We start from the raw sequence: 19,292 nt of genomic DNA, 5'->3' as shown, positions 1-19,292 counted from the left end.
CCTTTCTCAGGCCGGCCGGATTCCTCCGACCGATGCCGCTTTCTTTTTGTCATCCCGGTAAATGCCCCCGTGGAAGGTGACCGGTATCTGGCATGCGATGTTGGCCTTCAGGATGCTGTCCTCCTTATCGACCCACTCCACCTCTCCCAGTTCAATGTCCACATAGTTTCCATCCAGACGGATTCCTTGTCCCAGCGCTTCTAAGAACGCCAGGAAGATGGCCTCACAGGCCTCCTCCGAATATTCCCCGATGACCACCTTGAAGCGGGTGTCCACGGCATAGACCTTGGTCCGCACGCACCGAACCCCGTTTTGGTCTTCATAGTTGCGTTTTGAGCCGTCTCGCGTGATGGTCTGGCCTTCCCGCAGCACCGCTCCCACATGGCTGTCCGTCTTCAGCTGCAGCCGTTTCCAGGTGGTAATCACTTCATTTTTGATTCCTGCCTTTTCAAGGCATTCCTTCAGGTATTCCTTTTCCCGTCTCATCAGGCCCTCCTGACTGCGTATTCCACTTCGCTTCGGATTTCCTGCAGGTCCTCATCTGAAATCCCTAAAAATGGCCTTGCAGGGATATGGATGGTCACCCTCTTTGCCGTGACCCACACACCCTTGTACCGGAACCTCAGGTACTTTGCCTTCTTGGCCCGGATGGTCCTCTCATCCCCGTACTGGTGCGTGGCCGCGTAAATGGTATTGGTCCCCACCGCCGCTCCGGTGGAATCCGCGATGGCCCGGATGGACTGCTTCAGGCGGGTGGTCTGGGTCAGCGTGATGCCCTGTCCCTCCTGTTCCCGCAGGGAGACAGGCCAGGGCTTCCCCTCCGGGCTTTTCCTGCTCCGGAACCGGTCCATGGTGGTGGACCGCAGCCCCTCCGCCACGTCCTTCATCAGTGCGGACCGGTTTATGCCCGACAGGCCCGCCAGCTTTTTCTGGAGCTCCGGGAAATCCCCGGACAGGGTTGTGGTCATCCGCATCTTAAAGCCCCCTCATGGTTGCCCTGGAAAACAGCCTTGGGCTGGATGATATCCGGAATCCCTCCGCTGCTGCTTTTGACGGGTCCGTGCCTTCCTTCACGATGTCGGTCTCACCTTTTGCCACCTTTGTTAAGAACGCGATGGCGTTCTTATACCGCGTCAGGTAGTTGTTCTCCCGTTCCCCTTCATCGATTCCCGCCCGTGAAATCAGGTTATAGACCGCGATGTCCTTTGAGTACTTCCGGATGACCGCCGGCACGGGGGACATGGGGACCGGGTACCGCTTCATCAGGTACCCGTCTATCTCCGCATCTGCATCCCCTATAGCCTCACGGGCCAGGGGTTCCAGCATCTCCCGGCGTTTTTCCGGGTCCTCAATGTACCGGTCGCCGATAATAGGGTTCATGGCATCCTCTTTCAGCATGTCCATGACGTCCCCCGCTTCACAGTATGCCATGTCTGTCTCCTTCTCTTCCCTTAGCTTGATTCCCCTGTGCTGCCATAAGCCATCTGCCAGAAACCGTAGCCTACGTTATTGCGCCCGTCCGCGCCGTACAGAAATTCGTCCCGCATGAATACATTGTCATCATTATCCGCCGTCTTACTGACCAGCTTTATCTTCTTGCGCTCCTGGTAGATGATGGGTTTCAGGGACCTCCTGGTGCACAGGAGATACCACGCGTCCTCCTGGGCTGCCAGTTCCGGCTCCACCAGAAGTTTTGCTGTCCCCTTGTACACATTGGAGCTGCCGTTTATGAACTCCGCTTCCAGTATCTGCCGTCCCATCTCCTCATTGGCCGGGGATACCACTAACAGGTCCGGCACCAGGCCCAGGCTCTTGCCCTTGTCCCCCACCAGGCTCATGATGGCGGTACGTCCCGCCTTGTAGGCCTCCATGGATAACTTCCTGGTGCCCAGGTTGGATACCTTTTTCTTTTCTACCGGGTGGTCCGCACTGAAAAAGGGCTTACCATCATAACACGCGTTTTTAAACCCGGCCATGAGTGCACCGTAGCACTGTTCATTGGGATGACGTGCTGCACACTCGCCAAGGTTCTGGAACATCGGGTTGTATACGCCGTAGGTATCATCCTCAATGTCATCCCGCGGGACCGCAATGGTCATCTCAAACTTCTTGTTCTTGATGACATAATCATAGGCACTCAGGTTCTGGATTTCACGGTCCCCAATCCATTCCCGCATCTGCGGCATCTGCCCCAGCCAGTTATAGGACTGGTCCCGGGTGGTGCTGGGTACTGTGGTTGCTATCTGCTGGTAGGTCGTTGGCGTTTCCGCCAGGGCCTTGTTGAAAATCACGCTGTATCCGATGGACATGCTCCGGATGTTCGCCTGGTTAATAATCATGGCTGTTTCCTCCTCATTCTTATGCTTGCTTACTCCGCGGCCGGCATGGCCGGCTGGTTGAACCACACCGTCACCCCGTCCGCTTCTACCGCCAGCACCGTTCCGGCCGGGCTGCTTCCCGTGGAGGCCATGCTGATGGTGACCGCATCCTCCAGATAGCAGGTCCTTAAGATATCCGTTGCCTTTGCCTGGCTCCCCGGGGTGGCGGAATTCTCCATCACGAATGCCCCGCGGCGCACCTTCACCCGGATGTCCCCGGCCTCCCCGTTCCGGTTATCCGCCGGCTCCAGGGCCACCCCGGCCACCGTGAGGTTGGCCGCCTTCGAGGCCGGCACCGCATATCCGTCCGTCCCAAGGGCCACCATGGTGGCCTCCGTGATGGCCGCGCCGGCTGCCACCGGCAGCACCAGCGTATTAGGGTCTAACTTCTCATTCCCCGTCCGTATCATCTTCCATACCTCCATACTTCTTTAAATCCTCCTCGGTCACGCCCTGGTTCTTTAAAATCCTCCAGTCAACCCCGTCCTGTTTCCGTTCATCCGCCGCAAAGGCGGTCTTTCCCATGGGGACCACCACCGGGGCCTTCTCCACAAATTTGGCAAAGCCCTTGGGGTCGGACAGGGCGTACGCGACCGCCCATTCCTTCTGGGCCGGGGACAGCTTCCCATCCTTCATGGCCAGGCCCACCAGTTCCTCCGCTTTCTGGCTGGCCGCCTGCTTTTCAAGCTCCGCCACCCGCCGCTGCAGGACAGAGTCACCGGCCTTGAACGCCATGATTCTTGCCGTCACATCCTCTGTCCTTGCATCTTCCGGAAGGCCTAACAGGTCCAGCACGGTCTTGTTGGCTACCAGCTGTGTCCCTTCCTTTGCCGGGCCCTCCTTTCCTTCCTGGCCCCCCTGTCCTTCCTCCGCTGCCTGCTGTGTAAGCTCCTTAATCCGCTTCAGGACGTCCTCTTCTGCCGTCCCTTCCTCCAGCCCCAGAAGTTCAATCAGTGCACTTAATTCCATTCTTGGTTCCTCCTCTTCCTCAATGCTCAATGCATCGGAATTTATGATTGCAAACATACCGGTGATGGCCGGGGTATTGGTCAGCGCCGCGCTGTGGAACACCGCCGCGTGCTGGTCTGCCTTTTTAACCAGTACCACCGGGGACAGGTAGCGGTATTCCTTGTTGGCGATATACTCCCGCCCCTTTTTGGTCCACTCCACCCGGGCCATCAGGGCATCCTCACCCGGATACAGGTCCTTTATCCAGCCGGCCGCCGGGGCCTGCACGTCACTCAGGGTCTGGTGCTCATAATCAATCACCAGGTCCAGCCGGCGTGCCTTGAACTGCCGGATGATTCCGGCAATATCCCGGTCATCCACCTCAAAGTCTCCCTTTGTGCTGCTCACATGCCCTTTGGGCAGCACCCGGATGACCTCCGGCACCCCGCTCAGGTCGATTCCCGACAGGGGCCGGACCGTTAATTCTGTCTTCTTCATCCCATGCGCCTTTCTGTTTTGCGTTTTAACGCGCCATTGACGCGTTTTGACGCGTTAAATTTATCCGGGGCTGGAATTCCCCGCCGGACGGTCCGGATTGGCCTTACGCGCCTTCTGCTGTTCCTGGTACAGCCTCCTTAAGACCGGTGGGAATGCAGCCAGGTCCGGCTTCCACTCCGCCTTCGCCGGGTTCGTCCGGAACTTCGGGTCCGGCAGCAGCGCCTCCGTCTCTCCTGTGGCCATATTGGACGTATCCGGCAGGGCCTGCTCCACGGTAAGCCCCATACGCCTTACCTGCTCCTCCGTCCTGGAGACAACCATACACCGGCAGCCGAATCCGTTGGGCGGATACCAGATATCCCACACCGGGGAATCCGCTGGGAATACCCGTCCGTCCATGGCCGCGTGGCTTTCCCTCACGTGCCCGTCCCCGGCCGTCTGGTACTGCCAGTACCTCCGCCGTCCCATCACATCCGGGTCCGTCATCTGCTGGTAATGGCCTACGCTGTAGGCTGTAAGCATGTTCTGACGGAAGATACGGTCCGCATGATAAGGCGTCAGGCCGTCATAGCCCCTCTCCTCCAGGAAACGGTCCATGTTTTCCTGGAATCGTGCCTTCGTGGTCCCTTCCTCTATGGCCCTTTTCAGTTCCTCCAGGAACTGGTTCAGGACCTCAAGCTCCGTATAACCGGCAACCGAAAATGCCAGGGGGCGGTACCATTCCTTCAGTTTCCTGAAGTCCTCATACCGGATGACCCCCTTCCGTTCCAGGAACGCTAAGGCTTCACCGAACACCTCCGGCTCCGTCCCTTCCTTCAGTTCCTTTAATATCTGCTCATCCATCCTGCATCCGCCCCAACATGTTTGATACATACATGACCTGCTCCACCAGCTGGTCAAAATCCTTCACCTTCATGGCATTGTATAACTGCCGCAGGGCCTCCTCGTCCTTCAGCTGCTCCTGCAGGCCTTCCAGGCTGTCGCAGTGCTCCACCAGCTCCAGGACCGGTGACATCATCTGACGGAAAAAGGCACCGGACTGCTTCACGGCCGCCGCCTCCAGGCGGTCCAGCACCCGCTGGCCGTCTGCTTCCTTTCCATCGGCCTTCAGTCTGAGGCCCTGGAACATGCCGGTGCCAGGCTGCCCCATCCCCTGCATCCCGGGAGCTGCCGGGGCCTGCCCAATGGTTTCCTCCCCCTTTTCCGGGGCCGGGATATTGAACTTCTTGTACAGCCAGCTCTTGGGGATTTCCAGACCGGTGGCCGCCAGGGTGTTCACGATTTCCGCGGTTTCCTTCAGGTCATCCGTATCGGTGGCGTTCAGGACGAAGTACGGTACATGGGCCCGGACGCCGAAGTTGAACTCCACCAGCGGCCGGATGAGGTCCCGGCGCACCGTCTCCATCACCGCCTTGCAGTCCGCCTCCGTCAGGTCCTTCCTCACATCGTTATGGGTCTTGGACTGGGCGTAGGAACCGCCGGAATCCGATGTCAGGGTCTGCCCCACGATGGCCTTGCTCATCTGTTCATCACAGAACCGGGCCAGCCTTTCATAGATATCCACGCTGGACTGCTTGTTGGATTCAATAAACCTGATGTCAGTCCCGGACGGCACGATACCCGCGGCATCCGTCCCCATCCTTACGATGGCATCCATCAGGGCTGCCTTATCCTTTTCACTGGCCGTTGCGTCATAGGTCCCCAGCCGCAGGGGCATCCCGTAGACCTCGCAGAAACTGACCCAGTCCTTCAGGTCATAGTTTTTAAACAGGTACATCCAGGCCACCACCCGCAGCACGCCATACCGGGAAGGGTGGCCCGAACGCGCCTTGTAACGGTGGACGATGAACTTGTTTTCCGGAAGGGGTATCCCTCCCGGGAACGCCTCCGTCCGGAGCATGAGCGCATCGGTCAGGGTATCATAATAAAACTTTTTCTGGTGGACGTACTCAATGTTCCCCACCACCACATGGCCGTCCCGGTATTCCCACTCGATTTCCTGGAAACTGATGCCCTTTCCGATGGCATCCAGGATGTCCATGAGGTTGTCGCTGAACCCGTCCAGCTCCTTCAGCTGTTCCTCCACGAAAGCCGCTATCTCCTGGTCTGTTCCGTCCTGCGAAAAGGGCTGCACCTCCCAGTCCAGGCCCGTCACCGCAAGCTTGCGGGTCTGCAGCTGGGAGAACAGATGGGTGTCCTTGCTTTCCATCTCCTCGAACAGCTCCATCTGCCGGAAGGGGTCCCCGGCGTCCGCCTCCTTGAATATCCGGGCCAGCTTTACCGGTGTCAGGCCGTCAGACGGGTAGCTGCTGAATTTATCGTTCACATCCCGGATGGCAACCGCTGCCATGATGGGCCCCCCGCCTTTTGCCATTTCCGGTGGGAATCCCTTCTTATTCTTCTTTGCCATCAGTATGCCCCCTCCCCAAACCGCATGGCCCGCCTTAACACGGACTTATAGTCTGTCTTCTTCGCCATGGACTTCACCGCCACCGCCAGGGCCACGGCCATCTGAAGGCCGTCCGGGGCATCATCATTCCTGCCCATCGGGAACTCCTCCAGCTGCTTAAGCAGCGTCTTATGCTTCCGGTTAAACTTGATATACCCGTTTTTAATGTAGGGCTGCAGGGACTGGATGCGCAGCATCTTGTTGGCAGTGGACTGGATTTCCTCGATGGGGATGTACTCCCCCAGTTCTGCCGACAGCTGCGCCATGACTTCCTTGAAGAAGTACTGGAACTGCACCGTCTCCACCCCGAACCGGAAGAACCCCTTATGGTAATCGCGCTTCAGGCGCCTTGACATCTCAAACACGTCCTGGATGATGGCATCCGGCTTCCTGCGTTCCACGCTGGCCGCCTCCACATACATGTATCCGGTGTACTGGTCCAGGGCCAGGTTGATGATGGAGGACGTGTCCGCCTTTTTGTTCTTCCCCAGGGACGGGTCATTGGACCCGACAAAGAGGTAGCGGCTGTCCGTAAAGTCCACCAGCTCCTCCTCGTAGTAATCAAACCACTCCGGGTTGAAGGCCGCATTGTCCGGGTCGATGGGGTTGTTCTGCAGCTCGCTGTTAAAGGCCGCCTCCCCGTCTGATACGCGGATGACCATCAGCTTGTAATAATCCATCTTCTCCGGCCACAGGACCTGGGTTCCTATCAGCATTTCCGCCTCGTTTGCCTCGTAAAATTCCCGGGCGTGTTCCTTGTGCTTATCGTCAAACAGGTTGGTATAAATCTCTGTCCAGCGCTCCCACAGGTCCTCCCGCCTTGCAAAGGACAGCACGGCCTGATAGGTCCGGGAATCATACTCCGGATTCTTCAGTACCCCGCTGAGCAGGGAATCGTAATGGAGCACCGTACCGATGTACATGATATCCGTATAGGTATCCCCTGCTTTGGATACCGCCTTCTTAAACCAGGATTCCAGCTTCCGGCGCTGCTCCGCCGTGTTGACGTTCTCGTCATTCTCCACATCGTCCAGGACAATCAGGTCCGGCCTCCAGGCCCGGTGCCGGCGGCCTCGTATCTTCTTTCCGGAGCCGATGGCCTCAATCTTGATGTCCTGGGCCGTCAGGATGACATTCCCCTTCCACACCTTTCCCTGCTGCCGGCCGAAGTCCTCCTGGATGTCCCGGTTTTCCTCCAGCTCTGTCTTGATGTCCGTTAAGAACCCTTCGGCCTGGTCGGACGAATCGGACAGGATGATGATGTAATGCTTGTACCGGTACAAAGCCGCGTGCAGGGAATCCTTAAATGTAAAGTTGGTGGACTTTGCATGGCCTCTCGGCGCTGCCACCACGTTCCGGCTCCCGTCCAGCCGCGAGATGACGGCTGCTTCCTGGTATGGATTGCGCCCCTTCAGCACACCCTTAGTCCAGACCGTGTCCAGTTCTTCATGGAAGGCTGGGGATTTGCGGACAAAGTAGTGTTTTAAATAGGCCCGCCCAAAATATCCCAGGTCGATGGCCGCCAGGCGCTTTCTGAGCCCTCTCGAACCCGTCAGGGGATGCCCGTCCTGGTACAACCGCATCAGTTCCCGGCGCTCCGGCTCATGGTCCGTCCGGCGCAGGACATAGGCCTCAAACAGCTCCCGCTGATAGGCTTCCCGTTCCTGTTCCTCCCGGCCTTCCTCTTCGTCCAGGCGCTCCAGGTATTCGTTGATATCAATCATGCAGCATCAGCTCCTTTGCACGGGTCAGGATTTCCTTCAGTCTTACCTTCAGCTCCGGGTCTGACTTGATGGTCTTCATGATTTCCTCCTCCATTTCCTTAAAGGCCAGGTCCGCCTTATCCTTCATGTCCTGGCGGACCTTATCCTTATAGACCTTGGTCCGGCTCAGGGATGCAATCAGCCGTCCCACCTTGTCTAATGGCAGGTAGTCAAACTCATCCTCCGCTGTTGCCAGGCGGTTAATCAGACCATCCATCATCAGCATCAGGCCCGCCTCGGTATAATCCGCATCCGGGTTCTTTCGGACCACATTTACTAGAGCCTCGGTCCGGGACTGGGCCTCCAGTAAGCGCTGGGCGGCCGTGTTGCTCCGGACCGCATACCGCCCCACGCTGCTTTTGCTGATTTCATAGCCCTTTTCCTTCAGCCAGCCGCTGACGTCCTGGTAGCTGTTGGATGTATCGGAAAGCATCACGTCTACCTGTCCTTTGATTTCAGACGGCAGTTCGTCAATCTTGGAGGATATGCGGTTCTTCTTCCTCGTCCTTCCCATCAGACATCCACTCCCGCGTCCTCTATGGTGCCCTCCGCCAGGTCCACACCGGCCTTGGTCAGCCGTATCACGGCGTCCTTGGCGTATGCGTTGTAGGCGGTCACCTTCAGGTTCGTAAACTCAATGTATCCGGCGTCCTTCAGGTAGTCCAGGTATTTGGTGATGTCCGGGGATACGATTAATCCCGCCGCTATCATGGAGTTGGACAGCTGCCTGGTCAGCGCCGTGTTGTTATATCCCTTTACCAGGGACCGTATGATATAGCCCCTGACTGCCTTGTTGTGCTGGATTTCAGCCAGCTCCCTATCATCCATCCGTTTTGCCTCCCTGTCTTACCAGTAACCGGTCCAGCTTACTGTCCATGGACCGCATCTTGTCCTCCACCCCGTTCATGCTCCGGAAGAAATCCTCCCGCAGCACGAAGGTCGTGGCAAAATCCCCCTTGATGGAGCTCAGCTCCTTCTGTACCGCCTTGATGTCCGCCTCCTGCTTGTCCTCCAGCTTGGTGACCCGCTCGTCAAACCTGGCAATGGTGCTGTCCAGCTTGCTCCCGACACCGCTTACGGACCGCTTGAAGTCATCAATCATCATCTTTACCAGGAACCAGAGGACCGTCCCCACCGCAGTGGCTGCCATGCCGATTGTGACTGCATCGTTCATGCGCTTCCTCCCGGATGTCTGTATCTTGCCCACAGCTGTGCCAGCTTCTCCCAGCCGTACATGGCCAGGAAGGCCACATAAAAGGCCACTACCAGGGCCAGGACCGGTCCCCACCAGGCGGCCGCGGCCTCCGTGCCGGTCACATACCACCAGTAAACCAGCTGGCATAGGATGACCGACAGCACAATCACCTGCACGGCCGTGGGTATCCTCCCCAAAAAGCCGATTTCCTTGGTTACCTCCGTGATGACGCTGACCGTAAAGGCCGCCACCGCAATGGCTGCCATCATGAGGGCCAGCTGCTGGGTATACTGCCCCGCCAAGGTCTGTAATACGTTCTCCATTTCCCATTCCTCCTCGCTCGTTCTGTCTGTCCTGGGACAAAAAAACAGGACATGACTTTCGTCATGTCCATAGGATAATCCATCTGGAAACATATTGTTAGCCCAAGCATTTTGGACAACTCATCTTTTTCCAGCCTCTCCGGATTCCCCGTCCAGGAACTCAAACAGGCTGATTTGTGCCGGGTCCAGGTCCCGTACAATCTGTAATATCTGGTTGGTGGTCAGGTCGTACTCCTTGGCCAGTTCCTTGGCGTTCCGACCATTGTATTCCCGCCGTATCCGGCGGTTCCGCGCCGGGGCCAGGATGCGCTCCGCCTTGGGCAGGTATATCTTGTCCCCCATGAAATACCGGGACAGCTTCAGCACGTTCTTTAAACCTATCATTTCCACCACCAGGCGGTACGGCTCCGCGATATCCTCCAGGGTGGTATCCGCTTCCAGCTCCTCCATCAGCTCCCTGCGCATCCGTATCCCCTCCTCTTATTCCGCCAGGCCTTCCCACTTAAGTGCGCCGTCCGCATCCGGGGTCAGTATGACCGGCTCCGTGACCATGCCGCCGGCTCCGTCCATCAGGTACCATTTCCCATCTATGGTCTGCTGTCCCTTTACCATGGCACCATCACTTCCCAGATAGTACCAGTCCCCCTGGTACTGGTACCAGGTGTCCCTGACCATGCGGCCGGCCCCGTCAAACCAGTACCAGCGGCCATCCACGTCCAGGTACCAGGCGTTACGGACACATTGGCCTGTATCCCCCAGGTAAAACCGCCAGACGCCGTCCTCTTCCTGCCAGCCGGATTTCCTGGCCGGCTCCTCCGGGACCACGTCATCCAGCAGGTAGCGCCGGACGCACACCAGGCCCTTGTTCCCGCGTTTGGTGGATGTCTTCGTGTTCTGGCGCTGGGTACAGTAGGATACCATGTTCTTATAGGATGGGCGGCCGCTTCCGTGCCCGCAGATGATGGTATCCTCCCCGTCCAGCGTATGCACCATCTCCACATGGCCGATGGTCTGCGGCCGGCTCTCGTCCGTCCCGGCAAACTCCAGCATGTCACCTACCCGCAGCAGGCCGATGTCCCGCACCTGGCCGTCCCGGATGGGGACGTCCACCGTCACCAGCCGCGCGGACTGGTAGATGCCGGCTGTGTTCAGGATGCCGAAACCATATCCGGCTTCCTTGTATGCATAACAGATGGAGCTGGAGCAGTCGCTGTAATAGTTCCCATCACTGTGTTTCCGGTAGCAGTAGTCCCGCAGCGGCTGGCTGTAGTGGTTCCTTCCGATGAGCTCGTCATACTTCCTGGCCACGGCCTGTCTCTTTTCGTCTGCTTTCATCACTTGTCCTCCCTTTCATAGGCAATTTCCAGCTTCAGCTTGGATGTCACAATCAGGGACCGCTTGATTTCATCCATGCTCCAGTCAATCCCCTCATCCGGCAGGATGGCCTGTATCAGTTCTGCGTTTTTAATCTTTGATATGTAGTACAGGTCCATGTCCAGGTTGGGGGCGGCGGCCTCCGCGGCCTCCTCCGTGGTCCCCTTGCCCAGATACCCCAGGACGGACAGCAGTGTCTTCTTATCCTCCTTGTAGTCCCCCTTCAGCCTCCGGGCCAGCACCTCCCTCTGGCCCTCGCTCACCGGTACGCTCATCTCCTTCAGGTAATCCTCCAAAGTATACTCAAAGGTGTAATCGTTGGCGGCAATGGCCTTCAGGGCCTTCTGCAGCTTTTTATCCAGGGTATAGGTGGTCTTCGTGGTCTCCGTCACCAGCCCTGTGCACACATCCTCACCGATGGCCTGTTTTAACCGGGGCATGTTGAGGATGTCTATCTCCTTCGGCTCCGACACGGCCACATAGCTACCGTCCGTCCCGTACATGCGGCAGTACTGGTTATTCCGGTCCTTTAAGACCGACAGTCCCCGGTTCTGGATTTCCGCCTTGTATTTCTCCAGGGCGGACTTGGCATCCTCAGCCACCTTCATGGCCGCCACGGCCAGGTCCACCAGCTCCTTATCATTTACCAGTCCCAAATCCATCATGCAAGCTCCTTCCGTTTCTGCTTCACGTATTCATCCACCAGCTGGTCTGCGCAGGCACGGCAGACCCCTTTGCCATTTTTCTTAAGATGGATTTCCCCGCTGCCGCAGTAGATGCAGCGGGCCTGGTAGGCCCGGATGACCAGCTCGTTCCTGTCATTGACCTCCAGCTCAATGGCGTCCCTGGGTTCCATCCCCATGGACCGCCTGAGTTTCACGGGGATATTGACCCCGCCCTTGCTTGTAATGCGCTTGTATTCCATTGCTTCCTCCTTCTTATCCCATATCCCAGGTATGTCCCTCCCGGATGTCCTGGGCATGCTCCTCATCCAGGCGGGCCGTGGCCGCCAGGAAGATGTCCAGCATGGCGTCCTTGACTTCCTCCACGCCCATTCCGCGTTTTACTGCCTCCGCTGCCACGATGGCGGCGAACACCCCCAGCATCCGGGCCATGTCCTCCATGCTCACGTCCGTCCCGCCCATCCGGATGGTCCCGTCCTCCCGGACCAGCTCTATCCGGGCTTGTGTTGGTTCCATAGGCCCTCCCTTAAAACTTCTTTTTTCCTATCAGCGTGTTGACGATGGCCTCCACATCGTCCGCGGCCCGGGCCAAGCCGGCCCGGCTGCTGCGCATGACTGCCTGGTACCCTTCACACATCTCCTTCAGCAGACGGATGCGCTCCTGGTATTCCTGTATCTGTCCTTCCCCCTCCTGCAGGATGGCCTGGTAGGCACGGTTCTGCTCCTCCGTTTTACGCCTTGTCTCCTCCAGGCGTCCCTGGGCTTCCTCCAGGCGCTGGACCATCCGTTCCACATACAGCTTGTCCAGGTCCGGCCCGCAGCCAAGGTCCACCCGGTACAGGGTGATGACGTTGTGGTTCTCGGCATTGGCCAGCAGTATCCACAGGCCGTTCACATATACCTCCTTGGGTACCCGGTCCTTCCCGCCCTCCGTCCGGCCCGTATAGACCCGTTTCCCGTAACGCAGCATCCGGTTGATTTCTTCCTCTATCCGTTGGCTGTGCTCTGCCACATAGGCGGTTATCTCCAGCCGGCTGTCCCGGTCCTTGCACCGCTCGGCATAACGTTCCTTTGCGTGGTTGCTCACGGTATACATGGATGTTTCCTTTCCTGTCTCCATCCCTTCGTCCCTCCTTATTCATCCTTCGGCATGACATAGGTCTTGGGTGGGATGGCCACAAAGGCCGGCTGATGACGTCCGGTAACCAGGTCCGTCCCTCCCGTGCAGGAGATGTAATTTGACTGTTCCTTCAGGATGGCCTGGAGCACCTCCTTCGCCCGCTCCTTCCGGCGGTAAAACCCTAAGGCAAACTCCTTCCGGTCCGTCTTCCGGTTAAGCAGGAGCACGTAATCCGGCCGGCCGGTACCCGGGGCTGCAATGCGTATCTCATCCATGGATTCCGTGGTCAGCAGCCGCTCCTTATTCTGTGTCAGTATCCACATGTTCCTTCCCCCCTTCACCATCCGGTTCCATGCCGGTCTCCTCCGGCACTCCCGTCACCATCTCCCTTATGTAGCGGTGCGGCACGTTGCAGTCCACGGCATTTTTCATCAGTTCCGCGGATGTGCTTTCCCGTATGAGCCGGTAGAAATCGGAAAAGGTGACCTCCACCCGGTCCTCTTTTGAGATTGCATCCAGTAGCGTTCCCATCTGTTTTTCCTTCCTTTCTCTAAACTATATTTCAGTTTACCGATGTAATGTGTGAATCTATGGATATCAATTCTCTGCTCATTTTTAATTCCTGGAAGTATTCCTTTCGCAAAATCACATAACCATTATCAAGTAACAAACAATTATCAGAACATATGAATGGCTTTGTTCGCAAATTTTGTATTACCTTCTCGGCGTCTCTTCTATCCATTTTTTCACCTCCAAAATCTTAATTCTCTGTCCTATAATTCCACTTATCAAACGTTTCCTGCTTTGAATGTCCCAAAGCGTATGGGTGTATTTTACATTGTTCATTTTCGCAAGATACCGTATACTGTCGTATGGACGGAAAGCCTTTTCTGTATTCTGGTATTGCTCCGCAAAACGGACAAGGTTTTAATTCTTCCATGATTTCCTTTCCCGGCCTTCGCCGTTAAATGCTAATTTTTCTTAGTCTCCATAGCCTTTCTAATGGCTTTTAACTCCTTCAGGATTTCAATTAGCGCCTTCAGAATCTCGACCTTAGTCGTATACTCAAACATTGCCATGATTTCACCTCCATAACCACCCCGGCTCCTGGCCTTTCCTCTTCCGTACCGGCCTCAGGACCTTCAGCCTGGTACCATCCCACAGGACCTTCAGTCTGGCATGGTCCCACTCCGCTGCCCAACTTCCACGCATGGGTTCCTCTATCCGTTCAATCAGATAACGCGCCTTATACTCCCTGCCTGTATCACTATAATACGCAATCAACTGATGGTGACGGATATCCAGCAGCTCCATAAGCTCAAAGTTTCTGTACTGCCCTATGTACCTGCCATGGTCATACAGCCTGAAATAGGCTGCCCGTCCTGCCATACCGGTCCCCCCTTCCCCTCAAAACCAGGCCTCATCTACCGGAGCGCTTCCACCATGAGCTGGATGCCTGCCTTCATCCCGGCTATGTAGTTCTCTTCCTGGGCCCTTCCTGATAGCTCAATATCCATTTCCTCTAATTCGTCAAACGCCTCCAGCTGGCCTTTTTTTAATGTTTTCCGGAATCTCTGGTGGGCTTCATAGTTCTCCTTCATCCAGCGTTTATATGCGCGGGAATAGTCCATTCCGTCAGCCGGACGGAAATCACCATGGAATATGCGTTTAAAGAGCTTCGTATGTTTCCCTGGCATGACTACACCTCCTGTCCTGCAAACGCAAAACACTCCGTTCCGATTCCTTCTTCATCCAGGACAATAATCCCCTTCCCATTCGGGATACCAAAGAGTCCATAAGCCACCCAGTTGCAGCCAGACGCATCTCCCGCCTTCGGGGCCCCCTTTCCCGTATATCTTCCAAGGCACTCCTGGCAGGCACAGTTTGGTCCTTTGGCTCCGGCCTCTTTAAAATCCCTGATTGATGCAATATGTCCGCACATAGGGCACTCAAACTTCCAATCCATGTAGTCCTTACCAAAACGTCTTTTTCCTTCCTCCCTCCATTCCTGGATTGTCATTATCTTATGCGTGGCATCCTCAACGACCTTGGTCGCTCCTGTGTGTAACTTAATTGTCCGTTTCATCTCCACTCTCCTCTCTTTACTATTCTATCCTATGGCTCCGGCGCACTATCTCCTCATGGTACTGCTTTGCATTCTCCGCCTTCCGGTCCCATAAGGCCCACATGCAATGCAGGACCCCCAGAAGGTAGGACTGGGCAAGGGCCGCATCCGCCCAGGACTTTTCATCCAGATAATCCTGGTATTCCCGGTATTTCCGGTCAAACAACTGCATCAGTCCTTCCATCAGCTCAGCATCCCTTCCGGCGTATCCTTCTTCATCTGCTCCTTCTCTATTTCCCGGCGCACATGTTCCCCCAGCTCCAGGGTCTGCTTCAGCTGGACCGCCTCCCTGGCAAGCTGGCTTTCACGGAGAAGGGCCTCCACCTCCAGCTCCATCCAATCGGATTTTTGTTGCTGTGTAGCTGGATGCCCCAGGTAGATGGCCGTGGCTTCCAACTGCGCACATAGGAACCCCGCCATAGCAGACCCAAACGTCCCCTTACCTTCCTTATCCTTCATCCCCGGCCATCCTCCCTTTCCGGCTTCCGCTCCAGGATGGCCTTCATGGCCTCAATCAATCCCTGGCACTGGTAATAGGTCAGCCATTCCACTGCGTCCACCCAGTACATCCGGTGGCACAGGGCACGGACCTGCCGCTCCTCCCAGCCCAGCTTCTCCTTCAGCTGGCCTATCTTTCGGCGCTGCCGTCCGGTCTGCGGGTTCCCCCTGCGCTCCGGCAGCCTCCCTTCCTGCCGTTTGATATCGTCCTTCTGTTTCTGCAGGATATGGCAGACATGGGACAGCTCCGACCGGTTCAGCTCACGGATGCTGTCCTTCCCGGTCTCACGGGCCACCAGCAGGTGCAGCTCCTCCTCGGTCAGCCCCAGCTCCTTTGATTTGGCTAACCCCCACAGGGTCTTGATGGTATACCTATATCCCGTTCCCATAGGCTTCCCCTCCTCCTGGCAGGCAGGGCACTTCCCTCCTGAGCCGGCTCCTGCGTTCCTGTAGGAACACAGGGATTTGGGGTCCCGTCTCCCTGACCTTTGGCGCAGCCGGTTCCCGCACCTCCGCGGAACTGGCCTTCAGGTTGATATCATAGGCCCCCAGCTCCCCAAGTTGCTGGAGGATATATCCCATGATGTCCGCCTCCCCCAGGTTCACCTTGTCCTCCGGGCATGTGTATGTGATGGTCAGTATCTTGCGTTTCATCGTCCATTCCCTCCCTACAGCAGCATCATGGCGGATGCCTCGTTGATGATTGTTTCCGTGATGGTCGTCTGTTCCCGTTCCCGCATCAGACGGATGATGTTGTTCATGGTCCGGTCAAACAGCCGGAAACAGCCGTTCTTGCTGTTCCTGGCCCGGCTGGTCAGCACCTCCATGGCCCTCTCCTCCACGCTCCAGTCCTCCAGGTAGCGCTCTACCTCGGCTTTTCCCAGACCATGGAGCCGGTACGCAAAGTCCATACGGTTGGCAAACCGTTCATCATACGCAGCCAGGTGGGCCTCCAGGGACAGCTCCCCGGCCAGTACCATCCCCACCGCGGCCGAATCCATGATGGTGCGCAGCAGCTCAATCTTCTTGATGGTGTACTTATTGATGAGCTTGTCCGCCTCGTCCACTATCATCAGATACCCCCGGTTCACGTTGAAGAACTCACAGATTTCCTCCAGACGTTCGTCATTCGTACCGTAGCGCTTTGGCAGGCACAGCTGCTTCTCTATCCGCCTTACCAGGTCCCGGCAGCTCATGGACTCGTTGCACTCGATGTAGATGACACGGGGCAGCCTGGCGTACTGCTTCAGGCTGTAGGTCTTACCGTAGCCGGACCGCCCCACCACGATGGCGCTTCCCTGCTGTTGCTGGCACAGGTTGCAGATGCCTACTATGTTGATGTAATCATCGGATTCAAACACATCCGGCTTGCTTCCCATCCGGGGCGGCTCTTCCTGAAGCGGCTCCTCTGGTGCTCCTTCCTCTGGCTCTTCCTGGGTAGCAAACTCACGCGCAATCTGCTGGGCATACTTATTTGCCACCTGTGGTTTCTCCTTCCGGAAAGCCGTTTCCTGCTCCTTTGTCTCCTCCAGCCACCTCTCCAGACGTTCCTCCAGCTTTACTGGCTTGCTTGGATATTTCCCGTTTAGGTACTGGCTCAGCATGGAGCGGGAGCACTTCATCCCTTCCTTATCAAACTGCCAGGCCAGTTCCGCCTTGTTCATGTTTATGATTCTTAATCTGAGGCACACACGTTCTGCCAGACTTTTCATTTACGATACCCTTCCTTTCCGCTTGATTGGTTTATGTGTTGGGACTTAACCCATGTTGCGCAGTTTCTCCAGCGCTTCGCGGCCCTGTCTGGCGATATATTCCGACTGCCGCGCCGCCTTCCTGTGTTCCCGGTAGCTCTCCTCCTTCGGCAGCGTGATGACCTTCCGGCTGTTCCCTGCCCCTTCTATCATCATGCTTCCCACGATGGTGTTGGCTTGGGCCGCGCCGGTAATCCGTTCATCCAGCGGGCATCTCATTTCCTTCAGCTTCTCACGCACATCCTTCATCTGCTGCTTCTGGAGCCGGATGTGGCGTTCCAGCGCCTCCTGTGGGACCTTGTGGGCAATCTTTAACAGTTCCTGGCTCTCGGCCTCACAAATCATATGGCCGTCCTGGGCGTCAAACACAAGCAGCCGGGTCACGTCCTCCGGGTCATACTTGATGTCCACAGGCTTGTCCATGTAATAAATCAGCTCCGGATGGTTATAGACCTGGCCGAATTTCCGGATTCCCACGTTATATACCCGTGCCCGTTCTGACTTCATCAGCTGCAGCAGGGCAAAGGATTTTGGCGGCAGGGCCTTCTCATACCGTTCCCCTTTGTCAAACAGTTCCTGCGGGGTACAATATGTTTCTCCCTGGTTTTTCAGGCCCCTGTGGACCTTCACCGCGTACACGTTGTGCAGGTAGTGGCTCCACTTCTCATAAAACTCCTCCATGGTCAGCAGCTTCCCCTGTTCAAGCATACGCTTGATGTCCTTGTCAATCTTGGCGCTGGTCCTGCTTCCTGTCAGTGTACCCGTGTAACTCTTAAACCACCGGGAGAATCCATCGCATACCGTCTTAAACAGACGCTCTATTTCGGATTTACTCCATGGCTCATAAGGACGGCTCCGGTGGAAGTCCTCTATCCCAATGGTGTGATAGAATCCCGCTTTTACCTCCCCAAATCCGGCATACCGTTCTGTTTCTTCCCGGGTGGGATAGCGTTTGACGCCGGTCAGCTCCCTGGAGGTATAGTCCTTTCCGTTGTCAATGTTCAGGTATTTCGGCATCCCTCCCGGGGTTCCGTACAATACCTTAATCAGGGATTGCTTCAGTATCTGGGCATTGGCATCCCGGCAGATGATATCCCCCAGCACCATGCGGCTCCTGGCGTCAATCCAGGCCACCAGCTTAGGCTTGATGGCCGTCACCTTCCCATTAGGCAGCTTATAGGAGACCCAGCAGTCAAAGGTATGTTCATCCCCCAGAAGGACCTCCATGACCTGGAGGGACCGGGTATCGCGCAGGGCCTTCACCATCCGCTTGTTCTTCCACGCCCTGTCACCTTTGGCTGCAAGGAAATAGGCGCTTTCCAGCTGCCCGTCTGCCATCAGGTGGGAGATGTAACGGCATACACTCTGGTAAGATGGGATGGGCCAGCCATTAGCCGTACCGATTTTCAGCAGCTTGTCATACAGCATCTGGCGCTTTCCTTCATTCCGGGCAAAGTCCTTGTCGAACCAGATGTTGTGTATCTTCTGCTTCACTTCCGGCGTAAAGGTGGGGAAGGTATTGGAATCCTTGGGTTTCCGGCACAAGCACAGGACCTTGTAATAATCGTAGTTGGCCCCGGTCTCCCGCAGCATCTTCAGGGCCCACCCTGCCGCCTCCAGGTATTTGTCCATGTGGCGGTACAAAGTCCTTTGGCTCATTCCCAGCTCCGCCGCCTTACGGATGATGTACTCCGTCTTGTCTGCATCCGAATAGTTGATGATGTCCTGCAGGAGCCGGGACAGCTCCACCGCCTTGTAATATGCCTGGCTGTGGTTCTCTATGTACCAGTTCACATCGGTATCCAGGTACCAGGGCTCCTCTGGGGGCAGGTTCTCCATCACGATATCACTTCCTTCTTCTGTATCTATCTTCTTCATGGCCCGGTAGGCCTTCTGGGCTTTGGGGCTTAGGTCAGTAAGTTTGATGTATTTTCGCTCTTGGCCTCCCTTTTCAGATTTCTCTGTTCTGATAACCAACCCCTCTTTTTTTACTCTTTGAGAAACCTGTTTTAAGAATGTTTTATACACCGCTTCTTCCAATTTAGATGCATCTTTCATGGATATATAAATTTCTTCCATCAGATTTCCCCCTTTCTGTTGCAATTTGGCTGTTGGTATAGTACAATGTAGATGAGTATTTATCGGAACGCCCGACCTTCCCCCAGAAGTAGGGCGTTCTTCTTTTAT

Annotated in this window: 31 protein-coding genes; all 31 read right to left on the bottom strand. The window is 56.3% G+C overall.

The genetic code is table 11. The annotated features are described in order from the left end of the window. Nucleotides 1–6 precede the first annotated feature (6 nt). Nucleotides 7–486 (bottom strand): hypothetical protein, encoded by a 480-nt coding sequence (locus DWX59_RS20080; RefSeq protein WP_002594542.1) that lies wholly within the window; start codon nt 484–486, stop codon nt 7–9. After that, nucleotides 486–974, bottom strand: coding sequence for a phage virion morphogenesis protein (locus DWX59_RS20075; protein WP_002594541.1), 489 nt, complete (start codon nt 972–974; stop codon nt 486–488). The genes DWX59_RS20080 and DWX59_RS20075 overlap by 1 nt, the downstream gene beginning before the upstream one ends. 1 nt (nt 975) lies before the next feature. Further along, entirely contained in the window at nt 976–1,431 is a 456-nt protein-coding gene (locus tag DWX59_RS20070; RefSeq protein ID WP_008718591.1) for a gp436 family protein, read from the bottom strand. Between the two features lie 20 nt (nt 1,432–1,451). After that, nucleotides 1,452–2,339 (bottom strand): Mu-like prophage major head subunit gpT family protein, encoded by an 888-nt coding sequence (locus tag DWX59_RS20065; protein ID WP_002594540.1) that lies wholly within the window; start codon nt 2,337–2,339, stop codon nt 1,452–1,454. A gap of 29 nt (nt 2,340–2,368) precedes the next feature. Next, nucleotides 2,369–2,788 (bottom strand): hypothetical protein, encoded by a 420-nt coding sequence (locus tag DWX59_RS20060; RefSeq protein ID WP_008718592.1) that lies wholly within the window; start codon nt 2,786–2,788, stop codon nt 2,369–2,371. Continuing rightward, nucleotides 2,769–3,824, bottom strand: a complete 1,056-nt coding sequence (locus DWX59_RS20055) for a phage protease (protein ID WP_117560955.1) — start codon at nt 3,822–3,824, stop codon at nt 2,769–2,771. Before DWX59_RS20055 ends, DWX59_RS20060 begins: the two co-directional genes overlap by 20 nt. 60 nt (nt 3,825–3,884) lie before the next feature. Next, nucleotides 3,885–4,697 carry a phage head morphogenesis protein gene (locus tag DWX59_RS20050; protein WP_008718593.1) on the bottom strand — a complete coding sequence of 271 codons (813 nt, stop codon included), beginning with the start codon at nt 4,695–4,697 and terminating at the stop codon, nt 3,885–3,887. Beyond that, complete coding sequence (locus DWX59_RS20045; protein ID WP_040379959.1) at nt 4,660–6,234, bottom strand: DUF935 domain-containing protein; 1,575 nt, start codon at nt 6,232–6,234, stop codon at nt 4,660–4,662. The genes DWX59_RS20050 and DWX59_RS20045 overlap by 38 nt, the downstream gene beginning before the upstream one ends. After that, on the bottom strand, nt 6,234–7,997 hold the full coding sequence (gene terL / locus DWX59_RS20040) for a phage terminase large subunit (protein WP_040379962.1): 1,764 nt from the start codon (nt 7,995–7,997) through the stop codon (nt 6,234–6,236). The genes DWX59_RS20045 and terL overlap by 1 nt, the downstream gene beginning before the upstream one ends. Continuing rightward, a complete protein-coding gene (locus DWX59_RS20035) occupies nt 7,990–8,550 on the bottom strand; it encodes a phage protein Gp27 family protein (protein ID WP_002596417.1) in 561 nt (186 codons plus the stop codon). Before DWX59_RS20035 ends, terL begins: the two co-directional genes overlap by 8 nt. Then, nucleotides 8,550–8,864, bottom strand: coding sequence for a hypothetical protein (locus DWX59_RS20030; RefSeq protein WP_002593019.1), 315 nt, complete (start codon nt 8,862–8,864; stop codon nt 8,550–8,552). The genes DWX59_RS20035 and DWX59_RS20030 overlap by 1 nt, the downstream gene beginning before the upstream one ends. Next, nucleotides 8,857–9,210, bottom strand: coding sequence for a hypothetical protein (locus DWX59_RS20025; RefSeq protein ID WP_002596416.1), 354 nt, complete (start codon nt 9,208–9,210; stop codon nt 8,857–8,859). Before DWX59_RS20025 ends, DWX59_RS20030 begins: the two co-directional genes overlap by 8 nt. Continuing rightward, nucleotides 9,207–9,554, bottom strand: coding sequence for a hypothetical protein (locus tag DWX59_RS20020; RefSeq protein ID WP_002593017.1), 348 nt, complete (start codon nt 9,552–9,554; stop codon nt 9,207–9,209). The genes DWX59_RS20025 and DWX59_RS20020 overlap by 4 nt, the downstream gene beginning before the upstream one ends. A 120-nt stretch (nt 9,555–9,674) precedes the next feature. Next, nucleotides 9,675–10,019 (bottom strand): Mor transcription activator family protein, encoded by a 345-nt coding sequence (locus DWX59_RS20015; protein ID WP_002595191.1) that lies wholly within the window; start codon nt 10,017–10,019, stop codon nt 9,675–9,677. A 15-nt stretch (nt 10,020–10,034) separates the two neighbouring features. After that, nucleotides 10,035–10,889: an N-acetylmuramoyl-L-alanine amidase family protein gene (locus DWX59_RS20010; protein WP_002596415.1), complete on the bottom strand. Its 855-nt coding sequence runs from the start codon at nt 10,887–10,889 to the stop codon at nt 10,035–10,037. After that, complete coding sequence (locus tag DWX59_RS20005) at nt 10,889–11,593, bottom strand: hypothetical protein (protein ID WP_117560954.1); 705 nt, start codon at nt 11,591–11,593, stop codon at nt 10,889–10,891. The genes DWX59_RS20010 and DWX59_RS20005 overlap by 1 nt, the downstream gene beginning before the upstream one ends. Further along, complete coding sequence (locus DWX59_RS20000) at nt 11,590–11,853, bottom strand: AbrB/MazE/SpoVT family DNA-binding domain-containing protein (RefSeq protein ID WP_002596414.1); 264 nt, start codon at nt 11,851–11,853, stop codon at nt 11,590–11,592. Before DWX59_RS20000 ends, DWX59_RS20005 begins: the two co-directional genes overlap by 4 nt. Before the next feature lie 13 nt (nt 11,854–11,866). Continuing rightward, on the bottom strand, nt 11,867–12,127 hold the full coding sequence (locus DWX59_RS19995) for a hypothetical protein (protein ID WP_002593012.1): 261 nt from the start codon (nt 12,125–12,127) through the stop codon (nt 11,867–11,869). A gap of 10 nt (nt 12,128–12,137) precedes the next feature. Then, nucleotides 12,138–12,731 (bottom strand): hypothetical protein, encoded by a 594-nt coding sequence (locus DWX59_RS19990; protein WP_117560953.1) that lies wholly within the window; start codon nt 12,729–12,731, stop codon nt 12,138–12,140. A gap of 14 nt (nt 12,732–12,745) precedes the next feature. Continuing rightward, nucleotides 12,746–13,054 carry a hypothetical protein gene (locus DWX59_RS19985; RefSeq protein WP_117560952.1) on the bottom strand — a complete coding sequence of 103 codons (309 nt, stop codon included), beginning with the start codon at nt 13,052–13,054 and terminating at the stop codon, nt 12,746–12,748. After that, entirely contained in the window at nt 13,032–13,262 is a 231-nt protein-coding gene (locus DWX59_RS19980) for a hypothetical protein (RefSeq protein ID WP_002593009.1), read from the bottom strand. Before DWX59_RS19980 ends, DWX59_RS19985 begins: the two co-directional genes overlap by 23 nt. A gap of 229 nt (nt 13,263–13,491) precedes the next feature. Further along, a complete protein-coding gene (locus DWX59_RS30095) occupies nt 13,492–13,671 on the bottom strand; it encodes a Lar family restriction alleviation protein (RefSeq protein WP_117560950.1) in 180 nt (59 codons plus the stop codon). Nucleotides 13,672–13,814: 143 nt separating this feature from the next. Further along, on the bottom strand, nt 13,815–14,120 hold the full coding sequence (locus DWX59_RS19965; protein ID WP_117560949.1) for a hypothetical protein: 306 nt from the start codon (nt 14,118–14,120) through the stop codon (nt 13,815–13,817). 35 nt (nt 14,121–14,155) lie between these two features. After that, the gene (locus DWX59_RS19960) at nt 14,156–14,428 is read right to left on the bottom strand and encodes a DUF6809 family protein (protein ID WP_002572741.1); all 273 of its coding nucleotides are present in this window, start codon (nt 14,426–14,428) and stop codon (nt 14,156–14,158) included. 2 nt (nt 14,429–14,430) lie between these two features. Further along, the gene (locus DWX59_RS19955; protein WP_117560948.1) at nt 14,431–14,817 is read right to left on the bottom strand and encodes a VVA0879 family protein; all 387 of its coding nucleotides are present in this window, start codon (nt 14,815–14,817) and stop codon (nt 14,431–14,433) included. 19 nt (nt 14,818–14,836) lie between these two features. After that, nucleotides 14,837–15,040, bottom strand: a complete 204-nt coding sequence (locus DWX59_RS19950; RefSeq protein ID WP_002572743.1) for a hypothetical protein — start codon at nt 15,038–15,040, stop codon at nt 14,837–14,839. Beyond that, nucleotides 15,040–15,315 carry a hypothetical protein gene (locus DWX59_RS19945; protein WP_007868075.1) on the bottom strand — a complete coding sequence of 92 codons (276 nt, stop codon included), beginning with the start codon at nt 15,313–15,315 and terminating at the stop codon, nt 15,040–15,042. Before DWX59_RS19945 ends, DWX59_RS19950 begins: the two co-directional genes overlap by 1 nt. Further along, the gene (locus DWX59_RS19940) at nt 15,312–15,743 is read right to left on the bottom strand and encodes a phage protein GemA/Gp16 family protein (protein WP_117560947.1); all 432 of its coding nucleotides are present in this window, start codon (nt 15,741–15,743) and stop codon (nt 15,312–15,314) included. Before DWX59_RS19940 ends, DWX59_RS19945 begins: the two co-directional genes overlap by 4 nt. Continuing rightward, the gene (locus DWX59_RS19935) at nt 15,727–16,008 is read right to left on the bottom strand and encodes a hypothetical protein (protein WP_007868078.1); all 282 of its coding nucleotides are present in this window, start codon (nt 16,006–16,008) and stop codon (nt 15,727–15,729) included. The genes DWX59_RS19940 and DWX59_RS19935 overlap by 17 nt, the downstream gene beginning before the upstream one ends. Nucleotides 16,009–16,022: 14 nt before the next feature. Next, nucleotides 16,023–17,066, bottom strand: a complete 1,044-nt coding sequence (locus DWX59_RS19930) for an AAA family ATPase (RefSeq protein WP_117560946.1) — start codon at nt 17,064–17,066, stop codon at nt 16,023–16,025. 45 nt (nt 17,067–17,111) lie between these two features. Beyond that, nucleotides 17,112–19,184 carry a Mu transposase C-terminal domain-containing protein gene (locus tag DWX59_RS19925; RefSeq protein WP_117560945.1) on the bottom strand — a complete coding sequence of 691 codons (2,073 nt, stop codon included), beginning with the start codon at nt 19,182–19,184 and terminating at the stop codon, nt 17,112–17,114. Nucleotides 19,185–19,292 lie beyond the last annotated feature (108 nt).

This window comes from Enterocloster aldenensis (assembly GCF_003434055.1).
Classification (GTDB): Bacteria; Bacillota; Clostridia; order Lachnospirales; family Lachnospiraceae; genus Enterocloster; species Enterocloster aldenensis.
This window is presented reverse-complemented; position numbering and strand designations above follow the sequence as displayed.